We start from the raw sequence: 26,359 nt of genomic DNA, 5'->3' as shown, positions 1-26,359 counted from the left end.
GTGGGTCACGTCGCGCCGGCGGGACCGGACACCGGTCACCGCAGGGTCACCACGTCCGGCGCGCTCACGTCGATCGTGTCGGCCTCGCGGTCGAGCAGGGCGGTGGCGACCCGCGCCTTGTCCGGCCCCCGCGTCGCGTCCCCCCAGACCACCACCCGGTCGTCGCGCAGCCGGAGCTTGATCCGGGCCAGCCCCTCGACGGTCACGTCCACCAACTCGGCGCGCAGCTTCGGGGTGAGCACGGTCAGCACCTCCAGCGCGGCCCGGGTCGCCCCGTCGTCGGGCCCCGGCTCGGCGAGCCGGACCACCGGCAGGCCGTCCGGCGGCCGGGGCAGCGTCCGGAACACCACGCCCGACCGGTCGAGGACGACGAACTGCTCCCCACGCGGCACCACCGCCACGCCGGTGCGCTCGGTCACCCGGACGACCAGCGCGTCCGGCCAGTCCCGGGTCACCACGGCCCGCTCCACCGCCGGCAGCCCGCCGACCCGGCGCGCCGTGGCCGCCAGGTCCACCCGGGCCAGCGGGGCGTCGTCGGGCACCGCTGCCGCGTCCCGCACCTGCACCGCGCTGACCAGCTCGGCGCCCTCCACCCGGACCTCGCGCACCCCGAACAGGCCGGTGCCGAGCAGCGTCCAGGCCACCAGCCCGGCCAGGCCGAGCACGCCGGCGGCGATCGCCCACGGCAGCGCGGCGCGCATCCGGCGCTGCCGGGCCCGGGCCATGAACCGCCGGGTCGAGGCCGGTACGGCGTCGCTGCCGGCCCGGACCAGCTGCCATCGGCGCACCGGTCCGCGGCGGCCACCGCCGTCCGCGCCGGTGGTGCGCCCGCGCGTCGGACCGGGGCTCATCCGGCCGCGGGCGCCGCGCCGTCCGGGACCGTGCCGCCGACGCCGGGGACGGTGCCGCCGATGGTGGTCGCCCCGCCGGCCTCCCCGCCGGGCGTGGTGCCCGCCGGGGCCGCCGGGTCGGCCGCCCGCGCCGACAGCGCGTCGAGCAGCTGGTCCCCCATCAGCGAGATCGGCGGGGCGCCCATGGTCACCACGACGTCGCCGGGCCGGGCGCGCCGGGCCACCTCGGCCGGCGCCGCCTCCCACGAGTCCACGAAGACCTTCCGCTCCGCCGGCAGCGACACCGCCTCGACCAGCGCCGCCGAGCCCTCCCCCGGCTGGCGCAGCTCGCCGGGGCCGAAGACCTCCAGCAGCACCAGCTCGTCGGCGATGGCCAGCGCCTCGGCGATCTCCGCCTGCAGGTCGCGGGTGCGGTAGAGCCGGTAGGGCTGGAACACCACGATCAGTCGGCCGTCCCCGGCCACCTCGCGCAGCGTCTGCAACGCCAGCGTCATCGACGTCGGGTGGTAGGCGTACTCGTCGTAGACCAGCACGCCGTCCGCGACGCCCTTGCGCTCGAAGCGCCGCCGCACGCCGGGGAACGCCGCGAGCGCGGCCTCGGCCGCCTCCAGCGGCAGCCCCAGCAGGTACGCGGCCAGCACCGCCGAGGCGCTGTTGAGCCCCATGTGCCGGCCGGGCACCGGCAACCGGAACTCGCCCAGCGACCGGCCGTCGATGCCCGCCAGGTAGCGGACGCCCCGGGCGGAGGAGGCGATGTCGGTCAGCCGCAGGTCGGCGTCGGCCGCCTCGCCGTACGTGTGCACCCGCCGCCCCTCGGCGCGCAGCGTCTCGGCCAACCGCCGCCCGCCGGCGTCGTCGGCGCAGGTGATGATGAAGCCGTCCGGGTCGGTGAGCCGGGCGAAGTCGGCGAAGGCCGCCTCCAGGTTGGCGAGGTCGCCGTAGGTGTTGAGGTGGTCGGCCTCGATGTTGGTGATGATCGACACGTACGGGCGGTAGATCAGGAAGGAGCGGTCGCTCTCGTCAGCCTCGACCACGAAGTACTCGCCGGTGCCGTGGTGGGCCCCCGAGCCGACCTCGGAGATCTCCCCGCCGATCACGAAGGACGGATCCTGCCCGGCCTGCTGGAGCACCATCGTGACCATCGAGGTCGTGGTGGTCTTGCCGTGGGTGCCGGCGACCGCGACCGTCCGGCGGCCCGTCATCGCCGCCGCGAGGGCCTCGGAGCGGTGCAGCACGCGCAGGCCGCGCCGGCGCGCCTCCACCATCTCCAGGTGGTCCTGCGGGATGGCCGAGGAGTAGACGACCGTGTCGACGCCGTCGAGGTTGGACGCCTCGTGACTCATGTGGATGGTGCCGCCGAGCGCCCGCAGGCCGGCCAGGGACGGCCACTCCCGCAGCTCGCTGCCGGAAACCGGGATGCCCCGGGTCAGGAAGAGCCGGGCCAGGCCGCTCATGCCGACCCCGCCCACCCCGATCAGGTGGATCGTGCCCAGGTCCTCCGCGGTGAGCGTGCCGGCCGGGGTGAACTGTGCGGTGTTCATGCCGAGTACCTTCCCGTCGCGGTGCGCCCGGTCATCGGGCCACCGCCTCGTAGACGAAGTTGAGCAGCGCCTCGTCGCCGTCACGACGCCCGTACGCGGCCGCGGCGGTGCCCATCGCGTGCAGCCGGTGGGGGTCGCGGATCAGCGGGATGACCGTCCGCTCGACCCAGTCGGGGGTCAGCTCGGCGTCGTCGACGAGCAGCCCTCCGCCGGCCTCCACCACGGGCAGCGCGTTGCGCTTCTGCTCCTGGTTGCTGTGCGGGTAGGGCACGTAGATGGTGGGCAGCCCGATCGCGGCCACCTCGGCGCAGGTCATCGCCCCGCCCCGACCCAGCATCAGGTCGGCGGCGGCGTAGCCGGCCTCCATCTCGCTGAGGTAGGGCAGCGTCACGTACGGCACCGGCAGGTCGGTGGGGACCGGCACCGGCTCGTTACGGGCGCCGATGACGTGCAGCACCTGCACCCCGTTGCGCGCCAGCTCCTTGGCCGCCCCGGCCACCGCGAGGTTGATCGACCGGGCGCCCTGCGAGCCGCCGGCGACGAAGAGCACCGGCAGGTCGGGACGGAGCCCGAAGTGGGCCCGCGCCGCGTTGCGCATGGCGGCCCGGTCCAGCCCGGCGATGCCCCGGCGCAGCGGCACGCCGACGACCCGCGCGTCGCGCAGCGCCTCGGCCTGGGCGGGCTGGTGCGGGAAGCCGACCGCCACGTGCCGGGTGAACTTCATGCCGAGGCGGTTGGCCACGCCCGGCGGCACGTTCACCTCGTGGATCACGATCGGCAGCTCGCGTCGCCAGGCGGCGAGGTAGGCCGGCACGGAGACGTACCCGCCGAAGCCGACGACCACGTCGGCGCGCACCTCGTCGATCACCTTGCCCGCCGCGCGGGCCGCCGTCCACATCCGGCCCGGGGTCTTGACCAGGTTCATGTTGACCGACCGGGGCAGCTGGTAGGCCGGGATCTGCCGCAGGTCGTAGCCCTGCGGCGGGATCAGCTCGTTCTCCAGGCCCTTCGGTGTGCCCAGACAGGTGATCCGGACGCCGGGGTCGTGTCGGCGCAGGCAGTCGGCGAAGGCGAGCAGCGGGTAGATGTGCCCCCCGGTGCCACCTCCCGCGAGCACCACCGAACGCAGCGGACCCATCAACGTCTCCTCTCGTCCGCCGACCCGCGGCGGGTCCGGGCGAGCCGGACCCCGCGCGGTGCGGCCTGGTCGTCGGGCCGCCGCTGGCGCGACCGGGGCACGGACCCTCGGGCAGCCGGGGGCGACGCCGGGCGGCGCCGCCGCCCGGGAAGCGGCGGCAACGGGGCCCAGAGTAGTCGGACCCATCGGGCCGGCGGACGGGCATGCAGCGCTCTGGCGGCGTCGGGTTCGGCGCGGGCGAAGGAGGCGAGCATCCCGATCGCGGCGAGCGTGACGACCAGGGCGCTTCCGCCGTCGGAGATGAACGGCAGCGGCAGGCCGGTGATCGGCAGCAGCCCGACCACCCCGCCGATGTTGATCACGGCCTGGCTGACCAGCCAGGTGGTCGCCGCGGCGGCCGCCAGCCGGCGGAACGGGTCGTCGACCCGGCGGGCGATCCGCAGCCCGGTGTAGGCCAGCACGGCGAAGAGGCTGAGCACCACCACGCAGCCGATCACGCCCAGCTCCTCGGCGATGATCGCGAAGATGAAGTCGTTGTGCGCCTCGGGCAGCCAGCCGAACTTGAGGCTGGACTTGCCGAGCCCGACGCCGAACCAGCCGCCGTGCTCGATGGCCAGCCGCCCCTGGTAGATCTGGTAGCAGCCCTCGAGCTTGCACTCGTCCGGCGCGGGCGGGTTGAAGAACGACATCAGCCGGGCGAAGCGGTAGTTCTCCTCGCCCCGCTCACCGGAGCCGGCGCCCAGCGAGGCGACGGCGATCAGCAGGCCGACGCCGACCAGCCCGAGCACGGAGAGCGTGCCGAAGACCCGCATCCGCACCCCGGCCGCCCAGAGCAGCCCCACCACCACGGCGAGCAGGCAGAGCATCGTGCCGAGGTCGTTGTAGCCGACGAGGACGAAGAGCAGGCCGACGACGGGGAAGAGCGGCGTGGCCAGTTCGCGCCACCAGCCCAGCGCGGCACCCTTGCGGGCGATCACGTGCGCCCCCCAGAGCACCAGCGCGAACTTCGCGAACTCGGAGGGTTGCACCTGGATGCCGCCGACGAAGAGCCACAGCAGCCGGGCCTCGATCGGGCCGATCCGGGCCGAGTCCTGGTTGGTCAGCCGGGCGTACGCGAGCAGCAGGTTGAGCACCAGCAGCAGGCCGACGGCGGTGAACAGCAGCGGCCGGCCGAGCACCCGGTAGGTCTTGGCCGGCAGCCGCTGGCAGGCCCAGAAGGCGACGATGCCGATCACCGCGAAGATCGCCTGCTTGGTGAGCGCGGCGAACGCGTTGCCGCCCTCGGCGTACTCGCGGACGCTGGTCGCCGAGAAGACCATCGTCAGGCCGATCAACAGCAGCAGCCCGGCGCTGGACAGCAGCAGGTAGTAGGAGGCCAGCGGGCGGTCCAGCAGGCCACGCAGCGCGGCCAGCCCACCGGCGGCGTCCACCCCGCGCGGCCGGCCCCCGGCCTCGTCCGGCCCCCGCGTCGCGGCGGGCGCGTCGCGCGTACGGGTGGCTCCGGGTGACCGCCGGGGCGTCGCCTCTGTCCTGCCCTCGATGCCTCTGCCCTCCCCCACCCGACCATCATCGCGGTTTCCCGGGGTCGCCACCGGCGCAACCGGCCGGTCGGCGTGTCGGGCTCGCGCGCCGCGCCGTCCGCGGTCGGCGTCCCCCGGACACGTCGCGGGGCCCGGGCGGCGCGCGCCCGGGCCCCGCGACGGGAGGCGACCCCGCCGGAGCCGCCTCGACCGGCCGGCTCAGGTCATGTTGGCGAGGAACTCGCTGTAGAAGAGACCGAGCGCGATGGCCACGCCGATGCCGGCGATGATCCAGAACCGGACCACGATGTTGACCTCGCTCCAGCCGGCGAGCTCGAAGTGGTGCTGCAACGGCGACATCCGGAACACGCGCTTGCCGGTGGTGCGGAACGAGATGATCTGGATCACCACGGACATCGTGATGATCACGAACAGGCCGCCGATGATCGGCAGCAGCAGGATCGTCCGGGTGGACATCGCCATGCCGGCGATCAGGCCGCCGAGCCCCAGCGCACCCGTGTCCCCCATGAAGATCCGCGCCGGCGAGGTGTTCCACCACAGGAAGCCGACGCAGGCGCCGGCCGCCGCGCCGGCGATCAGGGCGATCTCCAGCGGGTCCCGGACGGTGTAGCAGTAGTCCTGGGTGTAGTCCGGGTCGGCGCACCAGTGCCGGTACTGCCAGAAGGCGATCAGCGCGTACGCCGCGAGGACCATCACCGAGGCGCCGGTCGCCAGGCCGTCGAGGCCGTCGGTGAGGTTGACGCCGTTGGTCGCGGCCATCACCACGAAGATGAAGAGAACCACCGCGCCGACCTTGGTGATGTCCAGCGCCGGGATGTCCCGGATGAAGCTGAGCGTGGTGCTGCCCACTGTCTCGGTGTTGGTTTCGGCCCCCGAGGCGTCGGTCATGGTGCTCGGGAAGTAGAGGGCCACGACCCCGAAGACCGCGCCGACCAGGATCTGCCCGAGCAGCTTGCCGCGCTTGTTGAGACCGCCGCTGTGCCGCTTGCGCACCTTGAGGAAGTCGTCGATGAAGCCGACGGCGCCGGAGAAGACCATCAGCCCCAGCAGCACCAGCGCGGTGATCGTCGGCTCGACCTGGGCGATCTGCGCGTCCGGCAGGGTCGTCAGCGCCAGGTGACCGGCCACGTACGCGATGACCGTGGCCAGGATGAAGACCACGCCGCCCATCGTCGGCGTGCCCTTCTTGCCCTCGTTGCTGGCGAGCCCGAGGTTTGATCGGATCGGCTGGCCGGCCTTCAGCCGGGCGAACACCTTGATCGCGATCGGGGTGCAGAACAGCGAGACCAGGAAGGCCACCCCGATGGCGACGATGACCGCCCTCATGCGGCGCCGCCCCCCGTCGCCGTCGGGCCGGATCCGTCCCCGGCGGCGTCGGCGCGCAGCGCGTCGGCCACCTCCCAGGTGCGGTACCGGGAGCCCTTCACCAGGACGACGTCGCCCGGTCGTAACTCGCTGCGCAGCATCTCGACGGCCGCCGCCTGATCGGTGAGCAGCACCGACTCTCCTCCCCAGTCACCTACCGATGTCGCGCCTTCGTGGATCGGCGCGGCCGGCTCGCCCACCACGAGCAGCCGGTCGACGCCCAGCTCGGCCGCGAGACGGCCGACCTCGGCGTGCCCGTCGCGTTCGAACGGGCCCAGCTCGGCCATGTAGCCGAGCACCGCGACGGTGCGCCGCTCCCGCCCGATGCCGGCCAGCGCACGCAGCGCGACCGCCATCGACGCGGGGTTGGCGTTGTACGAGTCGTCGATCACGGTCACCCCGTCGGCGCGCTCGAAGACGTCCATCCGACGGGTGGAGACCAGCCCCAGCTCGCCCAGCGCGACGGCCGTCTCGGTCAGGGGCATGCCCAGCTCGCGGGCCACCGCCGCGGCGGCGAGGGTGTTGCCGACCTGGTGCCGGCCGGTCAGCCCGAGCCGCACCGGCGCGGTCCCCTCCGGGGTGACCAGGGTGTACGCGGCCCGGCCCCGGTCGTCCAGCGTCACGTCCTCGGCCCGCACGTCGGCGTGCGCCGCCTCGCCGTAGCGGATCACCCGGGCGACGGTGCGCGAGGCCATCGCGTCGACCAGCGGGTCGTCGGCGTTCAGCACCGCCAGGCCGTCGGCGGGCAGCGCCTCGACCAGCTCGCCCTTGGCCAGCGCGATGGTCTCCACCGAGCCGAACTCGCCGATGTGGGCGACCCCGACGTTGAGCACCACGGAGATCCGCGGCGGCACCACGTCGCACAGGTAGCGCACGTGCCCCACCCCGCGGGCGCCCTTCTCCATGACCAGGTAGCGCGTCTCCGGACCGGCCTGCAACGCCGTGTACGGGTGCCCCAGCTCGTTGTTGAACGAGCCGGGCGGGGCGACGGTCGGGCCGAGCCGCGCGGCCAGCTGGGCGATCAGGTCCTTGGTGGTGGTCTTGCCCGACGAGCCGGTCAGCCCGATCACGGTGAGGCCGGGCAGCCGGTCGACCACCGCCCGGGCCAGCCGGCCCATCGCCGCCAGCGCGTCGTCGACCAGCACCATCGGCACGCCGGGCACCTCCCGGGTGCCGAGCACGGCCACCGCGCCGGCGGCCACCGCGGCGGCGGCGTAGTCGTGCCCGTCCACCTTCTCCCCGGGGAACGCCACGAAGAGCGCGCCCGCGCGCACCTTGCGGGAGTCGAACTCGACCGGGCCGGTGACCGTGGCGTCCGGGTCGGCGGCGACCAGCCGCCCGCCGACCGCCGAGGCGACCTCGGCCAGGCTGAGCGCGATCACCGCTGACCCGCCTCGTCGGCGAAGCGGGCGCGCAGCGCGTCGGCCAGCTCGGTGCGGTCGTCGAACGGGTGCACCTCGCCGGCGATCTCCTGGCCGCGCTCGTGGCCCTTGCCCAGCACCGCGACCACGTCGCCCGGCTCGGCCAGCCGGACCGCCGCGTCGATGGCCGCCCGCCGGCCGGGCACCTCCTCGACGCGGGCCGTCGTCCCGGCCGCCCGGGCGCCGGCCAGCACCTCGGCGCGGATCGCCGCCGGGTCCTCCGTGCGCGGGTTGTCGTCGGTCACCAGCACCACGTCCGCTCCCTCCGCCGCGGCGGCGCCCATCACCGGCCGCTTGCCCCGGTCCCGGTCGCCGCCGGCGCCGATCACGCAGACGAGCCGGCCGGCGCCGTACTCGCGCAGCGCGGCCAGCGCGGCGACGATCGCGTCCGCCTTGTGCGCGTAGTCGACGACGCCGCGCACCGGCCCGGGGGCGGCCACCAGCTCCAGCCGCCCGGGCACGCCGCCGCAGGCGGCCACGCCGGCGGCGGCGGTCCTCGGGTCCACCCCGGCGGCGACCAGCACGGCGATGGCCAGCAGGGCGTTGGCGACGTTGTGCCGCCCCGGCAGCGCCACCCCGGCCGGCAGTGCCAGCCCGTCCGGGCCGTGCACCGTGAAGCGCTGCGCGTACCCCTCGCCGCCGACCTGGTCGGCCCACCAGGTGGCGCCCGGGTCGCCGGCCGCCGAGTAGGTGACGGTCGCCGGCTTGTACAGCGGCTTCAGCGCCGGGTCGTCGTGGTTGAGCACCTCCACCGCGCAGCGGCCGTCGAACAGCTGCGCCTTGGCGGCGAAGTAGTCCGCCGAGTCGGCGTGGAAGTCCAGGTGGTCGGAGCCGAAGTTGGTGTAGCCGCCGACCGTGAACCGGACCCCCCCGACCCGGCCCATCGCCAGGGCGTGGCTGGAGACCTCCATGACCAGGGCGGTGACGCCGCGCTCGCGGGCGGCGGCCAGCATGGCGTGCAGGTCGGTGGCCTCGGGCGTGGTGCGCACGCTGTCGACCACCAGGTCGCCCAGGCGGGTCTCCACGGTGCCGATCAGGCCGGTGGTGTGGCCGGCGGCGCGCAGGCCGGACTCGACCAGGTAGGCGGTGGAGGTCTTGCCGGCCGTGCCGGTCACCCCGATCACCGTCAGCCCCTCGGTCGGGTCGCCGTAGACGGCCGAGGCGAGGTCGCCCAGCACCGCGCGGGGGTCGGCGACCACCAGCGCCGGCAGGCCCGCCGCGGTCGCGGCCGGAGCGCCCGCCGGGTCGGTCAGCACGGCGACCGCGCCGGCCGCCGCCGCGCCGGCGGCGAACTCCGCGCCGTGCCGGCGGGCACCGGGCAGGGCCGCGTACAGGTCGCCGGGGCGGACCTCCTGGCTGGCGTGGGTCACCCCGGTCACCACCAGCTCGGCGGCCCCCTCCGGGGGTTCGACGGCGAGCCGGGCGGCGAGGTCGCCGAGCCGGACACCGATCACGGTACGGGGACGAGGATTGCCGGGCACGGCGTCAGACCCTACCCGGTCGTCCGGTTCCGGCCGCACAGCCGCCCCGGTGGTTCGTCCGCACTCACCGATGATGTCCCGGCGTGACCGCTCAGCGCGGATAGACCGTGAACTTCGGGGCCTTCTCCCCACTCGGCGGCACCCCGTAGTGACGTAGCGTGAACTGCATCATGTCCCGGAACGCGGGGGCCGCGATGTCGCCGCCCCCGCCGGCGGGGGTGTGCGCGAAGACCGCGATCACGTAGCGGGGATTCTCGGCCGGGGCCATGCCGATGAAGGAGGCCACCTCGCCGGGCTGCTTGCGCCCGTCGACCAGCCGCCAGCCGGTGCCGGTCTTGCCGGCGACCCGCCACTCGGGCAGCGCCGCGGCCCGGCCGGTGGCGCCCTCGACGGTGGTGACCGCCTCCAGGATGTGCCGCAGGGCGGCGGCGTTGTCGGGGCTGAGCACCGACCGGGTGACGGGCGGGTCGGTCGGCCTGCGCTTCCCGTCCGGCCCGATCACCTCCCTGACCAGCCGCGGCTGCACGTACGTGCCGTCGTTGGCGATCGCCGCGTACGCGGCGGCCATCTGCAGCGGCGTGGCGTCGACGCTGTGCCCGATCGGCACCGACCCGGCCGACGACCCGCTCCACTCGTCGGCCGGCAGCAACCGCCCGCTGGCCTCGCCGGGCATGCCGACCCCGGTCGGCTCGCCGAGGCCGAACCGCTTCTGGTAGTCGATCAGCCGTTCCGGGCCCAGCTTGTCGGCGATCTCGATGGTGCCCACGTTCGAGGAGTACGCCATCATGCCGGGCAGGCTCATCCGGCGGCCCTCGGCCGGGTGGGTGTCGGCGAACCAGGTGTCGCCCTTGCGGATCGCGTTGGCGATCGGCAGCGTGGTGTCCGGGGTGATCACCCGCTCCTGCAGGGCGGCGCCGAAGGTGATCGCCTTGTGCACCGAGCCGGGGTCGACGACGAAGCTGGTGGCCGCGTCCTCCCGGTCGGTCGGGTCGCTCGGCACGGGCTTGGCCGCGTTGTAGGTGGGGTGGCTGGCCTGGGCCAGCACCTCGCCGGTGCCGACCTCCAGGACCACGGCCGCGCCGGTGCTGCCCTTGCTGCTCGCCATGTGCCGGGCCAGCATCCGCTGCGTCATGAACTGGAGGTCGCGGTCGATGGTGAGCCGCAGGGAGCTGCCCGGCTTGGCCTTCGTCGTCTCGCTGTAGCCGCCGGGGATCGGGGCGGCCAGGTCGCCGAGGCCGACCTCGTAGACCCGCTTGCCGTCCTCGCCCCGCAGCACGTCGTCGTAGCGGGCCTCCAGCCCTTCCAGGCCGACCATGTCCTGGCTGGTGAAGCCGAGCAGGTTGGCGGCGAGGTCACCGCCGGGCACCTCGCGCCGCTCGTCGCGGTGGGTGTAGATGCCGGGCAGCTCCAGCGCGGTGATCTGCCGGGCCCGGTCGATGTCCACCCCCCGGGCCAGGTACTCGAACTGTGAGTCGACCCCGTTGACCCGCTTGCGCGGCTTCATGCTCCCGGCCAGCTCGGAGGCCGGAATGCCGAGCAGCGGCGAGAGCGCCTTCGCGGTGCCCGGGATGTCCTTGACCTGGGTCGGGTCGGCGTAGACGTAGCGCGCCTCGACGCTGTGCGCCAGTGGGGCGCCGTCCCGGTCGTAGATCGCCCCCCGCGCCGCCGGCAGGGTCACGGTGCGCAGCCGGTCGGCGACGCCGCCGCCGGCGTACGCCGGGGCGTCCACGGCCTGGAGGACGACGAGCCGGATGCCGATGACGGCGAACAGCGCCAGCGTCAGCACGGTGCCCAGCCGCAGCCGGCGGCGGGGGTCGGCCAGCCGGGGCGGCTTCGGCGGCTTGCGGGACGGTCGTCGGGCGGCCGGGCGGTCCGGGCGGCGCGGCGCGCGGCGGCGGGGCGCCGGCGGCTCGTCGTCGTGGCGGGGTTCGCGCGGGGCGCGGGGCGTGACGGTGCGGACGACGCCGGAGCGGCCCGCGGGCTCCCGCCGGCCGGTGCGGCCGGCGCCCGCGCGCCCGCCGTCGAGCACCTGGAGGGCGGGCCGGAAGGGGTCGCCCGAGCGGGTGCTGCGGGGGGTCCGGCGCTGCTCGGTGCGGCCGGCGTCGTCGTCGCGGTCGGTCCGGCCGCCGGTGCGCTGCTCGCGGACGGTGCGCCCGCGCGGGGTGTACGCCCGGGCGTCGGAGATGCCACCGGCCCCCGGTTCGCCGGAGCGACGCGCGGCGCCCCGGGCACCGACGTCACGGGACGAACCGCGCCGGGAGCCCGTGGCGTCCCGGCGCGGTTCCTCCGATCTCGGTGGCACGGTCGTCAGCCTCCCGCGCCCTGCTGGCTGGTGATCGACGGCTGGCCGTCGGCCGGCTGCGGCACGCCGATCACCTTGCCGTCGGGCAGCCGGATGTACGCCGGCTCGCCGGCCTCCACCAGGCCGAGCTTGCGGGCCTGTGCCTCCAGGTTGCCCGGGGCCTCCGCGTCGGCGATCTGCTTGTTGAGCTGCTGCTGCTCCAGGTCGAGCTTGGCCTGCTGCTCCTGGAGCTTCTCCAGCCGGAACGCGTTCTCATTGATCTTGGTGTTGACCACCAGGATCCCGAGCACCCCGCCGACCACCAGCACCAGCACCAGCGCCGCGAACGGCGCGCGCGGCACCTTCACCGGCGGCGGCGGCGCCACCCGCAGCCGGGGCGGGCGGGCGGCGGCGGAACCATCCCGCTCGGCCGGCCGCAGCGCGGCGTTGCCCTGCGTCGGGAACTCGCGCGCCCCCCGGGCGCGAGTCTCCCCCAGCCGGCTCGTCCGGTCCGCCCGAGGCGTGCCGGCACCGGTGCGCGTGGCCCGCTCCGCCGCGATCCGGCCCCCCGACCGCGGTGCGCGCTGCCCGCCGCCGGTCACGTCCCGGCGGTCGCGCTTGTCAATAGTCATGTCCCTCCCCCTCTTCGTCCGTCCCTGTCCCGTCCCCCGGGGCCCGTCGGATCCGTCGCGGATCCGGTGGGCCCCGCCCCCGGTTGGTGCATCGCCTTGACCCGCCGGCGGTACCGTTCGCGGTCGGTACGCCCCTGCTGGGCCGCGTCCGGGTCGAGCCGCTCCGCCGCCCGCAGCCGCACGGAGGCGGCCCGCGGATTCGCGGCGACCTCCCTCTCCCCGGGCAGTTCGGCGCCCCGGCTGAGCAGCCGGAACGTCGGACCCGACCCGGGCAGTTCGACCGGGAGGTCGACCGGGCCCTTGCTGCGGACCCGGTCGGCGAGCGCCGCCTTGGTGAGCCGGTCCTCCAGCGAGTGGTAGGACAGGACCACCATGCGGCCGCCCACGTTGAGCTTGTCGAGCGCGGCCGGCAGCGCCGTCTCCAGCGCTGCCAGTTCCCTGTTTACCTCGATCCGTAAAGCCTGAAACGTTCTCTTTGCCGGGTGTCCCCCGGTTCGTCTGGCTGGCGCCGGAATCGACTCCCGGACCAGCTCCGCCAGCCGCGCCGACGAGGTGATCCGGGCCCGCTCGCGCTCCCGGATGATCGCCGAGGCGATCCGGCCGGCGAACTTCTCCTCGCCGTAGACCCGCAGCACCCGGGCCAGGTCCGGGTGGGCGTAGGTGTTGACCACCTCCTCGGCGGTCACCCCCCGGGTCTGGTCCATCCGCATGTCCAGCGGGGCGTCCTGCGCGTACGCGAACCCGCGGTCGGGTGCGTCGAGCTGCAGCGACGAGACCCCCAGGTCGAACAGGATCCCGTCGATGCCCGGATAGCCGAGCCGGTCGAGCACCTCGGGCAGCTCGTCGTAGACGGCGTGCTCCAGGTGGATCCGGTCGGCGAAACGGGCCAGCCGGGCGCGCGCGTGCGCGAGCGCCTCGGTGTCCCGGTCCAGCCCGATGAGCACCGTCTCCGGGTGCGCCTCCAGCACCGCCTCGGCGTGCCCGGCCAGGCCCAGCGTCGCGTCGACATGGACCGTCCGCCCGCCCCGGTCCAGCGCGGGGGCCAGCAACTCGAGACACCGCTCGAGCAGTACCGGCACGTGCGTGCCGCGCAGCTCCCCCATGTCGACCCCCACTGGTTGAAACCCTCGTCCTTCTGCGCCTGTCGTCGGGCGACGCCGTGCCGTCGTACCGCCAGATCCCCATCCGCTCCCGCCCGCCGGAGGCCGCGGCCCTCCTGTCGGATCGTGCGCCTGGCACCGGGGAAGGGGTGCCAGGAACTCGAAAGCGGGTGGAGATCTCGCAGTACGTCGGGCGCGTCACGCCCTACAGACCGCCGGGCAGCACCCCCTCGGAGATGTCGGCGAAGTCGTCTTCGCTCTCGGCGAGGAAGTTCTCCCAGGCGGCCCTGTCCCAGATCTCCACCCGGGTGCTCGCGCCGATCACGACCAGGTCCCGGTCGAGAGCGGCGTAAGACCGCAGGTGGGCCGGGATCGTCACCCGGCCCTGCTTGTCCGGCACCTCATCGTGCGCGCTGGCGAAGAAGACCCGGCTGTAGGCCCGGGCCGCCTTGTGCGTCATCGGCTGCGCGCGCAACTGCTCCGCGATCCGCTGGAACTCGGGCATCGGGAAGACGTAGAGGCAGCGCTCCTGCCCTTTGGTGATCACGACACCCCCCGCCAACTCGTCCCGGAACTTCGCCGGAAGGATCAACCGGCCTTTGTCGTCCAGGCGTGGGGTGTGGGTGCCGAGGAACATCGGCCCAACCCCCTCGCCCTTGAGCGGCGTTCGCGGCGCCGCTGACCCCCCGGGCCGGTGGGCCCTCCCGGCCTCACCATTGCGCCCCACTCTACTCCACTTCCCTCCACCCGCAACCAGAATCGCCCGCGTGGCGCGCCCTACCGCCGCGCGAAACCGCACGTCAGAGGGGGTGGAGCGGAGTGGAGGGCGGCGGGGGCCCCCGGGCCCGGTCTGCTTTCCGACATAGATCGACTCCGTCCGGCCGAGCGCGATCCGGCCGGCCCGACGGATCACCCCGGCCGAACGGTTCGCCGTCGGCGGCGATCTGGTGGGCCCGCCGGTCCGGTAACCTCGCTCGGGTGACGGACGCGAAGATGCCCCTGCGGGCAAAGGTGGCCAGCTCGGTGTCGCGGACCGCCGCGGCGCTGTCGCGGGCCGCGGGGCGCGGTGACGGCTCGGTGATCGGCGGCTGGATCGGCCTGAAGATCGACCCCGACCTGCTGGCCCACCTGTCGGCCGGGCGCGCGATCGCCCTGATCTCCGGCACCAACGGCAAGACCACCACCACCCGCCTCACCGCCGCGGCGGTCGGGGTGCTCGGCCGCGTCGCCACCAACTCGTTCGGCGCCAACATGCCGACCGGGCACACCTCCGCGCTCGCCAAGGCCGGCAGCACCCCCTACGCCGTGCTGGAGGTCGACGAGCACTACCTCGCCCAGGTGCTGGAGGCCACCGAGCCGCACGTGGTGGCGCTGCTCAACCTCTCCCGCGACCAGCTCGACCGGGCCAAGGAGGTCGCCATGATGGCGCAGCTCTGGCGCGCCGCGCTGGTCCGGCACACCGACGTCCGCATCGTCGCCAACGCCGACGACCCGATGGTGGTGTGGGCCGCGACGCCGCCGCCCAACCACGACCACCGCATCGCCCCGCCGCACGTCACCTGGTTCAGCGCCGGGCAGCGCTGGCACGACGACTCGTGGGTCTGCCCCGAGTGCGGCTCGACCATCCAGCGCTCCGGCGACCAGTGGTGGTGCAGCGGCTGCCCGCTGCGCCGCCCGCAGCCGCAGTGGACGGTGGAGGACGACGGCGTGATCGACCCGACCGGCGCCTGGCACAAGGTCAAGCTCCAGCTCCCCGGCAAGGTCAACGTCGGCAACGCCGCGACCGCGCTGGCCGTCGCCGCCGAGTTCGGCGTCCGGCCCGTGGACGCGGTGCTCCAGCTCGGCACCGTCACCTCCGTGGCGGGCCGCTACGCGCAGGTCGAGCGGGACGGGCGCAACATCCGGCTGCTGCTGGCTAAGAACCCGGCCAGCTGGCTGGAGGCCTTCGACATGGCCGACGTCGCCCCGACACTGCTCTCCATCAACGCCCGGGACCCCGACGGGCTGGACACCTCCTGGCTCTTCGACGTCGACTTCGCCCCGCTGCGCGGCCGGCAGGTGCTGATCACCGGCGACCGCGCGTACGACCTGGCGGTCCGGCTGGAGGTCAACGACGTGCCGTTCCAGCACGTGCGGACGTTCCACGACGCCGTCCGGGCGGTGCCTCCGGGCCGCCTGGAGGTCATCGCGAACTACACCGCGTTCCAGGACATCCGAGCGGAGTTGGACCGTGTCAACTGAGAGCCTGCGTATCGTCTGGATCTACCCCGACCTGCTCTCCACCTACGGCGACCGGGGCAACGCGCTGATCCTCGCCCGCCGGGCGCGCCAGCGCGGCTTCCCGGTCGAGGTGCTGGAGGTCCGCTCCGACCAGCGCCTCCCCTCCACCGCCGACATCTACCTCATCGGCGGCGGCGAGGACGGCCCCCAGGCGCTGGGCGCGCAGCGGCTGCTCGCCGACGGCGGCCTGCACCGGGCGGTCGCCCAGGGCTCGGTGGTGTTCGGCGTCTGCGCCGGCTACCAGCTCCTCGGCACCTCCTTCTTCGCCAAGGGCACCAGGTGCGCGGGGCTGGAGCTGCTCGACTTCTCCTCCGACCGGGGGCCGACCCGGGCCGTGGGCGAGCTGGCCGGCGAGATCGACCCGCGGCTGGGCGTGCCGGCGCTGACCGGGTTCGAGAACCACGGCGGTCGCACCCACCTCGGCCCGGGGGTCTCCCCGCTGGCCCGGGTCACCGCCGGGGTCGGCAACGACGGCGCCACCGAGGGAGCCTGGCGGGGCAAGCTGCTCGGCACCTATTCGCACGGCCCCGCCCTGGCCCGCAACCCCGCCCTGGCCGACCTGCTGCTGCGCTGGGCCACCGGCGCGCACCAGCTCCCGCCGCTGGACGACACCTGGCCCGACCGGCTCCGCGCCGAACGCCGCGCCGCGGTGGCCGCCGCCCGGGCATGAACCCGGTCCGACGGCTGCTGCGCGAGCCGTCGGCCGTCCGGTTCGCGCTGCTGCTGCTCCTGCTCGCCGCGTGCGGGACGGTGCTGCTCGTCGTCGACCTGCCCGAGGCCGGGGAGCTGCCCGGGCTGGCCGACCGGCTGGGCGACCTCGCCCCCGTGGCGGCGGTCCTGGGCGGCGCGCTGCTGCTCGTGGCGCTCGTCCCCCGGACGTTCATCACGCTCGCCTCGGGGGCGATCTTCGGCGCGCTCGAGGGCGCCGCGTACGCGCTGGGCGCCGCGCTGCTGGCGGCGGCGCTGGGCTTCGCGGTCGGCCGCGTCCTGGGGCGGGAGTTCGTCGCCGAGCGGGTACGCGGCCGGCTGGCCCGCCTCGACGGCTGGTTCGCCCGGCAGAGCGTGCTCGGCGTGGTCAGCGTACGGCTGCTGCCGATCGCCGGCTTCGGCCTGGTCAGCTACGGCTACGGCACCACCGGCGCCCGGGTGCTGCCGTTCCTGGTCGGCAGCGTGCTCGCCTCCGCCCCCACGGCCTTCGGCTACGCGGCGGTGGGCGCTGCGGCCGCCTCCCCGGGCGACGTCAACTGGTTCGCCGCCGCCCCCGCCGCGCTCGGCCTGGTCGCCAGCGCGGTGCTGATCCGACGCTGGTGGCGCGCCGAGCGGGAGCGCCGGCTCGGGCCGGGCTGAGGCCGGCGTGCGCAGCGGGTCCCCCGGGGCGGGCGAGGACACCGGGCCGGAACACGAGGGGCGGCAGCCGAGCGGCGCCACCGGCCGCGCCGACCCCACCGTCGCCGGGGAGCGGCTGCGCGGCGGCTTCATCGCCGAGGTGGTCCGGGTCGGCGACACCGTCCGGCGTACGCCGCCGGAGAACGCCGAGTTCGTCGCCGCGCTGCTGCGGCACCTGGAGCGAGTGGGCGCGGACGTCGCGCCCCGCCACCTCGGCACGGACGAGCAGGGTCGGCAGGTGCTCAGCCACGTCGACGGCCGGGTGCCGTGGCGGGACAGGGAGGATCCGGCGTACTTCGCCGACCCGGCGCTGACCCGGCTGGCCGAGCTGGTCCGGCGGCTGCACGACGCCTGCGCGGGCAGCCCGCTGGCCGGGGACGCCGAGACGGTCTGCCACCGCGACCTGTCCCCGAAGAACACGGTGTACCGGGACTCCGCCGCCGGCCCGCTGCCCGTGGCGCTGATCGACTGGGACCTCGCCGCGCCCGGCCGGCGGGTCGAGGATGTCGCCGTCGCCGCCTGGCACTGGGCGGCGCCGGGGCCGGGAGCCGACCCGGTGGAGCTGGGCCGGCGCGCCCGGCTGCTCTGCGACGCCTACGAGGCGGCCGGCACGGGGTCGCCCGCGCTGCCCCGCGCCGAGCTGGTCGACGTGATGCTCGCCCAGATCGACGGGACCTGGCGCGGGATCGCGGCCGGCGCGGAGCGGGGCGACCCGGCCATGCGCCGGCTCCGCGAGGCGGGGGTCGCCGACATGGTGCGCGGCTGGCACGACTGGCTGGCCGAGCACCGCCGGGTGGTCACGGCCGTGCTGCGCTGACCCGCTCCGCGCCCGCACGGCGGCCACGGCGTGCTGACCGGCTCCGCGCCCGCACGGCGGTGACGGCGTGCTGACCGGCTCCGCGCCGCACTGACCGACGGCCGTGCTGCGTTGACCGCCCGGAGCGCGCCCGCCCCACCCGGTCGCGTGTCTCATCCCGCCGGGGAGACCAATCCCGCCTCGTAGGCGGCGATCACGAGGTGCACCCGGTCGCGGGCGCCGAGCTTGCTGAACAGCCGGGCCACGTGCGCCTTGGCGGTGGCCGCGCTGATCACCAGCTCGGCGGCGATCTCGCCGTTGGACAGGCCCCGGCCGACGAGGGTGAGCACCTCGCGTTCCCGTTCGGTGATCCCGGCCAGGGCCCGGGGCCGGTGGGCCGGCGCGGGCCGGCGGGCGAACTCGGCGATGAGCCGGCGGGTGACCCCGGGGGCGATCAGCGCGTCCCCGGCGGCCACCACCCGGACGGCGGCGAGGATGTCGTCCACCGCCATGTCCTTGACGAGGAAGCCGCTCGCGCCGGCGCGCAGCGCGGCGTGCACGTGCGCGTCGTCGTCGAAGGTGGTGAGCACGAGGACGCGCGCCGGCCCGCCCTGCGCCGTGATCTCGCGGGTGGCCGCGATGCCGTCCGTGCCCGGCATCCGCAGGTCCATCAGCACCACGTCGGGCGCGAGATCGCGGGCCAGCCGGACCGCCTCGGCGCCGGTGCCGGCCTCCCCGACGACGTCGAGGTCGGGCGCGTCGGCGATCAGCACCCGCAGCCCGGCGCGGACCAGCGGCTGGTCGTCGACGAGCAGCACCCGGACGCTCATCGCGCCCCCGTCCCGGCCCGCTCCGTCGCCGCCGACCGCTCCCCCGCCGCCGCGCTCGCGCCGGAACGCTCCTCCGCCGGTGGCGCCGGCAGCCACGCCGCCACCCGGAAGCCGCCCTCGGGGCGCGGTCCGGCCTGGAACCGGCCGCCGGCGAGGGCAACCCGTTCCCGCATCCCGACGATGCCGTGCCCCTCGCCGCCGACCGTGCCGCCCCGACCGTCGTCGACGACCTCCACCGCGATCTCGTCGGGGCCGTGGGTGACGGTGACCCGGCACCGGTCGCTGCCCGAGTGCCGGACCACGTTGGTCAGCGCCTCCTGCACGATCCGGTACGCGGCGAGGTCGACCTCGGCCGGGACCCTCCGCCGCTCGCCGCCGCGCCGCAGGTCCACCCGCACCCCGGCGTCGGCGGCGGCCGTGACGAGCCGGTCGAGGTCGTCCAGCCCGGGCGTCGGGTCCAGCGACGCCGACTCCGACTGCGGCCGGCGCAGCGCGCCGAGCGTACGCCGCAGGCCGGCCAGGGTCTCCCGGCTGGTCTGCTCGATCGTGGCGAGCGCGGCGCGCGCCTGCGCGGGCTGGGTGTCGATGACCCGGGCGCCGACGCCGGCCTGGATGGCGATCACTCCGATGCTGTGGGCGACCATGTCGTGCAGCTCGCGGGCGATGCGCAGCCGCTCCGCGGTGACCGCCTCGGCGGCGGCGTGCGACCGGAGCGCCTCGGCGTAGCCGCGCCGGGCCCGCACGGAGTTGCCGACCGTCCAGGCGGTGACGACCGCCAGCACGGAGATCATGGCCCGGCTCAGCGGGTCGAGGGAGGGGTTCACGAAGCTCGCGGTGATCTGCACGGCGAGCGTCACGACGGCCACCGGCACCGAGACCCGGCGCGACCGGTTCGCCGCGATCAGCCCCACCACCGCGTCGATCGTCAGGAACTGCGCGTACCAGATGTCGGCCAGGTAGCCGGCCTCCGGGACGTTGACGCTCACGGTGACCGCGCACGCCGCGACCAGCATCAGCGCCAGGGCCAGCACCGGGCGGCGGCGCAGCAGGCCGGCGGGCAGCCCCACGGCCAGCAGCGGCACCAGGTAGCGCTCTGGAAGCCACCAGTCGCCGAACCCCACGCCGCCGCGGCTCGACGCCGTCCGCGGCGCCATGACCACGGCGACCGGCAGCAGCGCGACGCCGGCCCAGGGCAGCACCGTCCGCACCAGCGACGAGACGCGACGCGGGCGCGGCACGGTGGCATCCATGCGGACAAGCTATCCGGCGCGCCGTCGCCCCGGCATCGGCCCACGGGCGTACGCCCGGGGGCCAGTCGCCGGCCGCCGGTTGTGGCCGCCGGGGCGACGTCGCGCCGGCCGCCGCCCGGCACCGTGGGCCACGTGATCGAACTGAACGCTCTGACGAAGCGGTACGGCGACAGGACGGCCGTCGACGACCTCACCCTGACCGTGCGCCCCGGCCACGTGACCGGCTTCCTCGGCCCCAACGGGGCCGGCAAGTCCACCACGCTGCGGATGATCCTCGGCCTCACCACGCCGACCAGCGGCAGCGCCACGGTGGACGGGGTCCGGTTCGCCGACCGGCCGCGCGGGCTGCACCACGCCGGCGCGCTGCTCGACGCCGGCGACGTGCACGCCGGACGTACGGCCGCGGCGCACCTGTCCGCGCTGGCCCGCAGCAACGGCATCGCCCGGGCCCGGGTCGACGCGGTGCTGCGGGAGGTGGGGCTGGCCGGCGCCGCGGCCCGGCGCATCGGCGGGTTCTCCCTCGGCATGCGCCAGCGGCTCGGCATCGCCGTCGCCCTGCTCGGCGACCCGCCCGTGCTCCTGTTCGACGAGCCGTTCAACGGCCTCGACCCGGAGGGCGTGCGCTGGGTGCGGAACCTGTTCCGGCGGCTGGCCGACGAGGGCCGGACGGTCTTCGTCTCCAGCCACCTGATGAGCGAGATGGAGCACTGTGTGGACCGGCTCGTGGTGCTCGGCCGCGGCCGGCTGATCGCGGAGCAGAGCCTCGCCGAGTTCGCCGCCCGCGGCACCCGCGCCAGCGTGACCGTGCGTACGCCCGACCCGGCCGCGCTGACCGTCGTGCTGGCGGCCGAGGGCGCGCGGGTCGTACCGGCCGACGCCGGGGCCCTCGTGGTGACCGGCCTGACGGCCGCCCGGATCGGCGACCTCGCGCTCGCCCACGGCATCGGGCTGCACGAACTGACCACCCGCACCGCCTCGCTGGAGGAGGCCTTCATGGAGCTGACCGCCGACAGCGTCGAGTACCACGCCGGGGAGGAGACCCGATGACCGCGACGATCGAACCGACCCGCCGGTCGACCGTGACCGAGGCGCCGGCCCGGTTCCGCGACCTGCTCGCCGCCGAGTGGATCAAGCTGTGGTCGCTGCGCTCGACCCGGTGGACGCTGCCGCTGGTGTTCCTCTTCGTCGTCGGGGTGAGCGTGCACGCCAGCCTCGCCGACCACCGGAACTGGCCGAGCTACCCGGACGGGCGCCGGGAGATGTTCCACCTGTACGGGCCGGCGCGGGACGCCTTCCCCGAGGCCGGCTACCTGCTGCTGATGCTCGCCACCACCAGCGTCGGCGCGCTGACCGTCGTCGGCGAGTACCAGAGCGGGCTGGTCCGGGCCACGTTCGCCGCCGTTCCCGCCCGCCGGTCGGTGGTGGTCGCGAAGGCGGCCGTGCTGGCCGCGGTGATGCTCGTGCTGGGCCTGGTCACCGCGGCGACCGCGTTCTGGGTGTCCCAGGCGATCCTGTCCGGGCGGGACGCCGGCTGGTCGATCGGCGACCCGGGGGTGGCGCGGGCGGTCCTGGGCAGCGCCCTGCTGGCGCCGGTCTGCGCGCTGATCGGCATGGGACTGGGCGCGGTGATCCGGCACGCCGCCGGGGCGGTCGTGGCGGCCACCGTGCTGCTCGTGCTGCTGCCGCTGGTGGTGGACAGCGACACGCACCGGTGGATCGCCGAACTCCGGCACGTGCTGCCCGTCCCCGCCTGGCAGCGGCTGATCGAGGTGCACCCCGACGTCCTGAACCCGGACCCGTTCCCGGCCACGGTCGCCGGCTCCTGGCTCGCGTTCGCCGGCTGGTCCCTGGTCGCGACGCTGGTCGCCGTGGTCGTCGTCCACCGCCGGGACCCGTAGTCGCCGACGGCGGCGGGGCCCGCCGCCGTCGGGGTCGGGCAGGCTCCGCCGGCCGGCGGAGCCGGGCAGGGCCCGTCGCGTGCGACACCCGCGACGGCCCTGCCCGCGACACGTCAGGCGACCACGGAGACCATCCGGCCGGAGACAACGATGACCTTGCGGGGCTCCTTGCCGGCCAGCGACGACGCGACCGCCTCCAGGGCCGCCGCGCGGACGGCCTCCTCCGGCGCGTCGGCGGGCACCTCGACCCGGCCGCGCACCTTGCCGTTGACCTGCACCGGGTACGTCACCGTCTCCGCGACCAGCAGCGCCGGGTCGGCGGTCGGGAAGTCCGCGTACGTCAGCGAGGTGTCGTGCCCCAGCCGGCGCCACAGCTCCTCGGCGACGTGCGGGGCGAACGGCGCCAGCATCAGCACCAGCGGCTCGGCCACCTCGCGCGGGGTCTCCGCCAGCCGGGTCAGCCCGTTGGTCAGCTCGATCAGCTTGGCGATCGCCGTGTTGAACCGGATCGCCTCCATGTCGGCGCGGACCCCGTCGACCACCCTGTGCAGCAGCCGCCGCGTCGCGTCGTCGGCGGGGGCGTCGGTGACCCGCAGCGCGCCGGTCTGCTCGTCGACGATCGCCCGCCAGACCCGCTGCAGGAAGCGGTACGACCCGACCACCGCCCGGGTCTCCCACGGGCGGGACACCTCCAGCGGGCCCATCGACATCTCGTAGACCCGGAACGTGTCCGCCCCGTACGCGGCGCACATCTCGTCCGGCGTGACCACGTTCTTCAGGGACTTGCCCATCTTGCCGTACTCGCGCTTGACCGCCGTGTCGCCCAGGTAGAACCCGCCGTCGCGCTCGGTGACCTCCTCGGCCGGCACGTAGGCGCCCCGGGCGTCGGTGTACGCGTACGCCTGGATGTAGCCCTGGTTGAACAGCTTGCGGAACGGCTCGTACGACGAGACGTGCCCCAGGTCGTACAGCACCTTGTGCCAGAACCGGGCGTACAGCAGGTGCAGCACGGCGTGCTCGGCGCCGCCGACGTACAGGTCGGTGCCGCCGCAGTCGCCCTCGCCGCGCGGGCCCATCCAGTACGCCTCGTTCTCCGGGTCGACGAACCGCTCGGCGTTGGTCGGGTCCAGGTAGCGCATCTCGTACCAGCAGGAGCCGGCCCACTGCGGCATCACGTTGGTCTCGCGGGTGTAGCGCTTCGGCCCGTCGCCCAGGTCCAGCTCCACCTCGACCCAGTCCCGGCGGCGCGACAGCGGCGTCTCCGGGTCGCTGTCGGCGTCGTCGGGGTCGAAGGTGCGCGGCGAGAAGTCGTCCACCTCGGGCAGCTCGACCGGCAGCATCTCCTCCGGCAGGGCGATCGCGGCGCCGGTCTCGTCGTACACGATGGGGAAGGGCTCGCCCCAGTAGCGCTGCCGGGAGAACAGCCAGTCGCGCAGCCGGTAGGTCGTCGCGCCGGCGCCGTGACCGTTGGCCTCCAGCCACTCGATGATCGCCGCCTTGGCGTCGGCCACCCCCAGGCCGTTCAGGTCCAGGCCGCGCTCGGGCGCGGCGCTGTTGATCGCCGGCCCGTCCCCGGTGTACGCCTTGCCGTCGAAGCCCTCCGCCGGCTGCACGGTGCGCACGATCGGCAGCTCGAAGACCTCGGCGAACGCCCAGTCCCGCTCGTCCTGGGCGGGCACCGCCATGATCGCGCCCGTGCCGTAGCCGGCCAGCACGTAGTCCGCGATGAAGATCGGGACCTGCGCCCCGTTGACGGGGTTGGTGGCGTACGCCCCGACGAAGACGCCCGTCTTCTCCTTCGTGTCGGCCTGCCGCTCGACGTCGGTCTTGGCCGCCGCCGCCTTGCGGTACGCCTCGACGGCCGCGCGCGGGTTGGCGTGCCCGCCGGTCCACGCGTCCCTCGTCCCCTCCGGCCAGGCCGCCGGGACCAGCGCGTCGACCAGCTCGTGCTCGGGGGCCAGCACCATGTAGGTGGCGCCGAAGATCGTGTCCGGCCGGGTCGTGAACACCCGGATCGGCTCCACGGCGGTCGGGAAGTCGATGTGCGCGCCGGTGGAGCGGCCGATCCAGTTGCGCTGCATCAGCTTGATCGGCTCGGGCCAGTCCAGCGTGTCCAGGTCGTCCAGCAGCCGGTCGCCGTACGCGGTGATCCGCATCATCCACTGCTTCAGGTTGCGCTTGAAGACCGGGAAGTTGCCCCGCTCCGAGCGGCCGTCGGCGGTGACCTCCTCGTTGGCCAGCACGGTGCCCAGCCCGGGGCACCAGTTGACCGGCGCCTGCGACACGTACGCCAGCCGGTGGTCGTCGACGACGGCCCGGCGCTCGGCGACGGACAGCTCCGCCCACGGGCGGCCGTCGGGGGTCGGCCGGTTGCCGCCCTCGAACTCGGCGATCAGCTCGGCGATCGGGCGGGCCCGCTTCGCCTCGGCGTCGTACCAGGAGTTGAAGACCTGCAGGAAGATCCACTGGGTCCAGCGGTAGAAGTCGGTGTCGATGGTGGCCACCGAGCGGCGCTCGTCGTGGGCCAGGCCCAGCCGGCGCAGCTGCGCCTTGTAGCGCTCGATGTTGGCCACGGTGGTGGTCCGCGGGTGGGTGCCGGTCTGCACCGCGTACTGCTCGGCGGGCAGGCCGAACGCGTCGAAGCCCATCGCGTGCAGCACGTTGCGCCCCGCCATCCGCTGGTAGCGGGCGAAGCAGTCGGTGCCGATGTAGCCCAGCGGGTGGCCGACGTGCAGGCCGGCGCCCGACGGGTAGGGGAACATGTCCAGGACGTACAGCTTCTCGGCGCCGGCGCGGGGATGGTCGGGGTCGGCCAGCGGACCGGTCGGGTTGGGGGCGTGGAAGGTGCCCTCCCGCTCCCAGGTGTCCTGCCAGCGCTGCTCGATCTCCTCGGCCAGGGCCGCGGTGTACCGGAACGGGGGAATGTCGCCCGCCGGTGCTGCCTCACTCATGGCGTCTCCTCGCTTCGCTCGTCGCCGCCGGCCACGCCACGGCCGGGCTGGATGCTGACCTCGCTCGGCGCGGTCATGTCGGTCTGGATCGGGTCTGCTCGCCGCCGGTGCCGCGCCGCCGGGCCCGGCACCGGTGCCGACCGCCGGGTCGCCCGGCGGAGGGCACAAAAAAGCCCCTCGCGCAGGAGGGGCCGCCGTGCTGTCGCGCGTCAGCGCATCAGCACGGCCCGGTAAGAAGCAGGAAGAATCCGGCCATGACCGGGAGTGTACCCCGCCGTCCGGTCCCGCACGTCGCCCGCTACCACGGGTCGGGACGCAGCCCCGCCCGACGGACCCATCGTGATCATGGTCGACACCGACAGCGACCGGCGGATCCCCCGACCCGGCGAATATTCGGGGCGTAACCGGCGGTCCACCTGCGGGGGTCGGCGACAGCGACAAACATGGTTAGCCTGAGAGACCAGTGAGATTTCTGCGGCAGACGAGGCTCGGCGTCGCGAACCCAACGGCGGGTCCAGCTGCTCTATTCAGAGCTGCCGTCCGGCGACGAGGAGGAGGCCCGTGACACAACAGACCTGGGACGAGGTGGGCGGCCTGTTGCCGCACGACGAGTTCCGCGCCGCCAGCGAAGCCATCGTCTCGAACATCGAGCAGGTCATCGAGGGCAAGACCGCCACCGTGCGGCTCGCCCTGGCCGTCCTGCTCGCCGAGGGCCACCTGCTGATCGAGGACGTGCCGGGCGTCGGCAAGACCAAGCTCGCGAAGGCCATGGCCCGTTCGATCGACTGCTCGGTGCGCCGCATCCAGTTCACGCCGGACCTGCTGCCCAGCGACGTCACGGGCGTCAGCGTCTACAACCAGGAGACGCACGACTTCGAGTTCCGCCCCGGCGCGGTCTTCGCCAACCTGGTCGTCGGCGACGAGATCAACCGCGCCTCGCCGAAGACGCAGTCCGCGCTGCTGGAGTGCATGGAGGAGCGCCAGGTCACCGTCGACGGCGTCACCTACCACCTCCAGACGCCGTTCATGGTCGTCGCCACGCAGAACCCGATCGAGATGGAGGGCACCTACCCCCTCCCCGAGGCGCAGCGCGACCGGTTCACCGCCCGCATCGCGATGGGCTACCCCGATCCGAACGCCGAGCTGGCCATGCTCGACGGGCACGGCGCCACCGACCCGCTGGACGAGCTGCGGCCGGTCTCCGACGCCAACACGGTGCGCCAACTCATCGGTCACGTCCGGCAGGTGCACGTCGCCGACGCCGTCAAGCAGTACGCGATCGACCTGGTCACCGCCACCCGCGAGGCCCCCGACCTGCGCCTCGGCGCCTCCCCCCGGGCCACCCTCCAGCTGCTGCGCACCGCCCGCGCGGTCGCCGCCCTGGAGGGGCGCGACTACGTCCTCCCCGACGACCTGCAGGCGCTGGCCGTGCCGGTGCTCGCGCACCGGATCATCCCGACCGCCGACGCCCAGCTGGCCCGGCGCACCACCGACGCGATCGTCTCCGAGCTGGTGCACCGGCTGCCGCTGCCGCACGACCGCAAGCGCTCCCCGTACGACACCCGACCCACGGGTGAGGGCAACGGCCGAGCCCCCTACGAGCCGCGGAGGCGGTGA

General features: G+C 74.8%; 20 protein-coding genes and 1 pseudogene. 7 read left to right on the top strand and 14 right to left on the bottom strand.

Going from position 1 to position 26,359, the window contains the following annotated elements; genetic code table 11:
• Window positions 1–35: 35 nt before the first annotated feature.
• From GA0070606_RS24890 to mraZ, 11 genes and pseudogenes are all read right to left on the bottom strand, one after another.
• Window positions 36–851, bottom strand: coding sequence for a cell division protein FtsQ/DivIB (locus GA0070606_RS24890; protein WP_091104868.1), 816 nt, complete (start codon window positions 849–851; stop codon window positions 36–38).
• Window positions 848–2,392: a UDP-N-acetylmuramate--L-alanine ligase gene (gene murC, locus GA0070606_RS24885; protein WP_091104865.1), complete on the bottom strand. Its 1,545-nt coding sequence runs from the start codon at window positions 2,390–2,392 to the stop codon at window positions 848–850. Before murC ends, GA0070606_RS24890 begins: the two co-directional genes overlap by 4 nt.
• 31 nt (window positions 2,393–2,423) lie before the next feature.
• Window positions 2,424–3,530, bottom strand: a complete 1,107-nt coding sequence (gene murG, locus GA0070606_RS24880) for an undecaprenyldiphospho-muramoylpentapeptide beta-N-acetylglucosaminyltransferase (RefSeq protein WP_091104862.1) — start codon at window positions 3,528–3,530, stop codon at window positions 2,424–2,426.
• Complete coding sequence (locus GA0070606_RS24875; RefSeq protein WP_176737574.1) at window positions 3,530–4,942, bottom strand: FtsW/RodA/SpoVE family cell cycle protein; 1,413 nt, start codon at window positions 4,940–4,942, stop codon at window positions 3,530–3,532. The genes murG and GA0070606_RS24875 overlap by 1 nt, the downstream gene beginning before the upstream one ends.
• Before the next feature lie 327 nt (window positions 4,943–5,269).
• Window positions 5,270–6,397 (bottom strand): phospho-N-acetylmuramoyl-pentapeptide-transferase, encoded by a 1,128-nt coding sequence (gene mraY, locus GA0070606_RS24870; protein ID WP_091104859.1) that lies wholly within the window; start codon window positions 6,395–6,397, stop codon window positions 5,270–5,272.
• Window positions 6,394–7,818, bottom strand: a complete 1,425-nt coding sequence (locus GA0070606_RS24865) for a UDP-N-acetylmuramoyl-tripeptide--D-alanyl-D-alanine ligase (protein ID WP_091104857.1) — start codon at window positions 7,816–7,818, stop codon at window positions 6,394–6,396. The genes mraY and GA0070606_RS24865 overlap by 4 nt, the downstream gene beginning before the upstream one ends.
• Entirely contained in the window at window positions 7,815–9,377 is a 1,563-nt protein-coding gene (locus GA0070606_RS24860; RefSeq protein ID WP_091104855.1) for a UDP-N-acetylmuramoyl-L-alanyl-D-glutamate--2,6-diaminopimelate ligase, read from the bottom strand. Before GA0070606_RS24860 ends, GA0070606_RS24865 begins: the two co-directional genes overlap by 4 nt.
• A 52-nt stretch (window positions 9,378–9,429) precedes the next feature.
• On the bottom strand, window positions 9,430–11,640 hold the full coding sequence (locus tag GA0070606_RS24855; protein ID WP_091104852.1) for a peptidoglycan D,D-transpeptidase FtsI family protein: 2,211 nt from the start codon (window positions 11,638–11,640) through the stop codon (window positions 9,430–9,432).
• A 5-nt stretch (window positions 11,641–11,645) separates the two neighbouring features.
• The gene (gene ftsL / locus GA0070606_RS24850; RefSeq protein ID WP_091104850.1) at window positions 11,646–12,251 is read right to left on the bottom strand and encodes a cell division protein FtsL; all 606 of its coding nucleotides are present in this window, start codon (window positions 12,249–12,251) and stop codon (window positions 11,646–11,648) included.
• A pseudogene (gene rsmH / locus GA0070606_RS24845) lies at window positions 12,241–13,354 on the bottom strand (16S rRNA (cytosine(1402)-N(4))-methyltransferase RsmH). Before rsmH ends, ftsL begins: the two are co-directional and overlap by 11 nt.
• A gap of 202 nt (window positions 13,355–13,556) precedes the next feature.
• Window positions 13,557–13,988 carry a division/cell wall cluster transcriptional repressor MraZ gene (gene mraZ / locus GA0070606_RS24840; protein ID WP_091104847.1) on the bottom strand — a complete coding sequence of 144 codons (432 nt, stop codon included), beginning with the start codon at window positions 13,986–13,988 and terminating at the stop codon, window positions 13,557–13,559.
• Between the two features lie 356 nt (window positions 13,989–14,344).
• Here mraZ and GA0070606_RS24835 point away from each other — a divergent pair, with 356 nt between their 5' ends.
• From GA0070606_RS24835 to GA0070606_RS24820, 4 genes are read left to right on the top strand one after another with little or no spacing between them, the layout of a single operon-like run.
• Entirely contained in the window at window positions 14,345–15,592 is a 1,248-nt protein-coding gene (locus GA0070606_RS24835; RefSeq protein WP_091108158.1) for a Mur ligase family protein, read from the top strand.
• Window positions 15,582–16,301: a type 1 glutamine amidotransferase gene (locus GA0070606_RS24830; protein WP_091104844.1), complete on the top strand. Its 720-nt coding sequence runs from the start codon at window positions 15,582–15,584 to the stop codon at window positions 16,299–16,301. The genes GA0070606_RS24835 and GA0070606_RS24830 overlap by 11 nt, the downstream gene beginning before the upstream one ends.
• On the top strand, window positions 16,244–16,978 hold the full coding sequence (locus GA0070606_RS24825; protein WP_425413111.1) for a VTT domain-containing protein: 735 nt from the start codon (window positions 16,244–16,246) through the stop codon (window positions 16,976–16,978). The genes GA0070606_RS24830 and GA0070606_RS24825 overlap by 58 nt, the downstream gene beginning before the upstream one ends.
• A 7-nt stretch (window positions 16,979–16,985) precedes the next feature.
• On the top strand, window positions 16,986–17,834 hold the full coding sequence (locus GA0070606_RS24820) for a phosphotransferase (RefSeq protein WP_218106047.1): 849 nt from the start codon (window positions 16,986–16,988) through the stop codon (window positions 17,832–17,834).
• 152 nt (window positions 17,835–17,986) lie between these two features.
• Here the strand turns inward: GA0070606_RS24820 and GA0070606_RS24815 are convergent, their stop codons facing one another.
• Window positions 17,987–18,643, bottom strand: coding sequence for a response regulator (locus GA0070606_RS24815; RefSeq protein ID WP_091108155.1), 657 nt, complete (start codon window positions 18,641–18,643; stop codon window positions 17,987–17,989).
• Window positions 18,640–19,893: a sensor histidine kinase gene (locus GA0070606_RS24810; RefSeq protein WP_091104838.1), complete on the bottom strand. Its 1,254-nt coding sequence runs from the start codon at window positions 19,891–19,893 to the stop codon at window positions 18,640–18,642. The genes GA0070606_RS24815 and GA0070606_RS24810 overlap by 4 nt, the downstream gene beginning before the upstream one ends.
• Before the next feature lie 132 nt (window positions 19,894–20,025).
• On the opposite strand from GA0070606_RS24810, the gene GA0070606_RS24805 reads away from it, so the two are divergent.
• Together GA0070606_RS24805 and GA0070606_RS24800 are read left to right on the top strand one after the other, a co-directional pair.
• A complete protein-coding gene (locus tag GA0070606_RS24805) occupies window positions 20,026–20,940 on the top strand; it encodes an ABC transporter ATP-binding protein (RefSeq protein ID WP_176737410.1) in 915 nt (304 codons plus the stop codon).
• A complete protein-coding gene (locus GA0070606_RS24800) occupies window positions 20,937–21,791 on the top strand; it encodes an ABC transporter permease subunit (RefSeq protein WP_091104836.1) in 855 nt (284 codons plus the stop codon). The genes GA0070606_RS24805 and GA0070606_RS24800 overlap by 4 nt, the downstream gene beginning before the upstream one ends.
• A 113-nt stretch (window positions 21,792–21,904) precedes the next feature.
• Here the strand turns inward: GA0070606_RS24800 and leuS are convergent, their stop codons facing one another.
• Window positions 21,905–24,742, bottom strand: coding sequence for a leucine--tRNA ligase (gene leuS, locus GA0070606_RS24795; protein WP_091104834.1), 2,838 nt, complete (start codon window positions 24,740–24,742; stop codon window positions 21,905–21,907).
• A gap of 561 nt (window positions 24,743–25,303) precedes the next feature.
• On the opposite strand from leuS, the gene GA0070606_RS24790 reads away from it, so the two are divergent.
• Window positions 25,304–26,359 (top strand): AAA family ATPase, encoded by a 1,056-nt coding sequence (locus tag GA0070606_RS24790; RefSeq protein ID WP_091104831.1) that lies wholly within the window; start codon window positions 25,304–25,306, stop codon window positions 26,357–26,359.

Source organism: Micromonospora citrea (genome assembly GCF_900090315.1).
Taxonomy (GTDB): Bacteria; Actinomycetota; Actinomycetes; order Mycobacteriales; family Micromonosporaceae; genus Micromonospora; species Micromonospora citrea.
Note: the sequence above shows the minus strand (reverse complement) of the source record. Positions and strands in the feature narration are given on the sequence as shown.

Bases quoted from the DNA above. Each gene is read 5' to 3' on its own strand.
- GA0070606_RS24890 (WP_091104868.1), bottom strand. From the start codon at position 851: ATGAGCCCCGGTCCGACGCGCGGGCGCACCACCGGCGCGGACGGCGGT.
- murC (WP_091104865.1), bottom strand. From the start codon at position 2,392: ATGAACACCGCACAGTTCACCCCGGCCGGCACGCTCACCGCGGAGGAC.
- murG (WP_091104862.1), bottom strand. From the start codon at position 3,530: ATGGGTCCGCTGCGTTCGGTGGTGCTCGCGGGAGGTGGCACCGGGGGG.
- mraY (WP_091104859.1), bottom strand. From the start codon at position 6,397: ATGAGGGCGGTCATCGTCGCCATCGGGGTGGCCTTCCTGGTCTCGCTG.
- ftsL (WP_091104850.1), bottom strand. From the start codon at position 12,251: ATGACTATTGACAAGCGCGACCGCCGGGACGTGACCGGCGGCGGGCAG.
- mraZ (WP_091104847.1), bottom strand. From the start codon at position 13,988: ATGTTCCTCGGCACCCACACCCCACGCCTGGACGACAAAGGCCGGTTG.
- GA0070606_RS24835 (WP_091108158.1), top strand. From the start codon at position 14,345: ATGCCCCTGCGGGCAAAGGTGGCCAGCTCGGTGTCGCGGACCGCCGCG.
- GA0070606_RS24815 (WP_091108155.1), bottom strand. From the start codon at position 18,643: ATGAGCGTCCGGGTGCTGCTCGTCGACGACCAGCCGCTGGTCCGCGCC.
- GA0070606_RS24810 (WP_091104838.1), bottom strand. From the start codon at position 19,893: ATGGATGCCACCGTGCCGCGCCCGCGTCGCGTCTCGTCGCTGGTGCGG.
- GA0070606_RS24800 (WP_091104836.1), top strand. From the start codon at position 20,937: ATGACCGCGACGATCGAACCGACCCGCCGGTCGACCGTGACCGAGGCG.
- leuS (WP_091104834.1), bottom strand. From the start codon at position 24,742: ATGAGTGAGGCAGCACCGGCGGGCGACATTCCCCCGTTCCGGTACACC.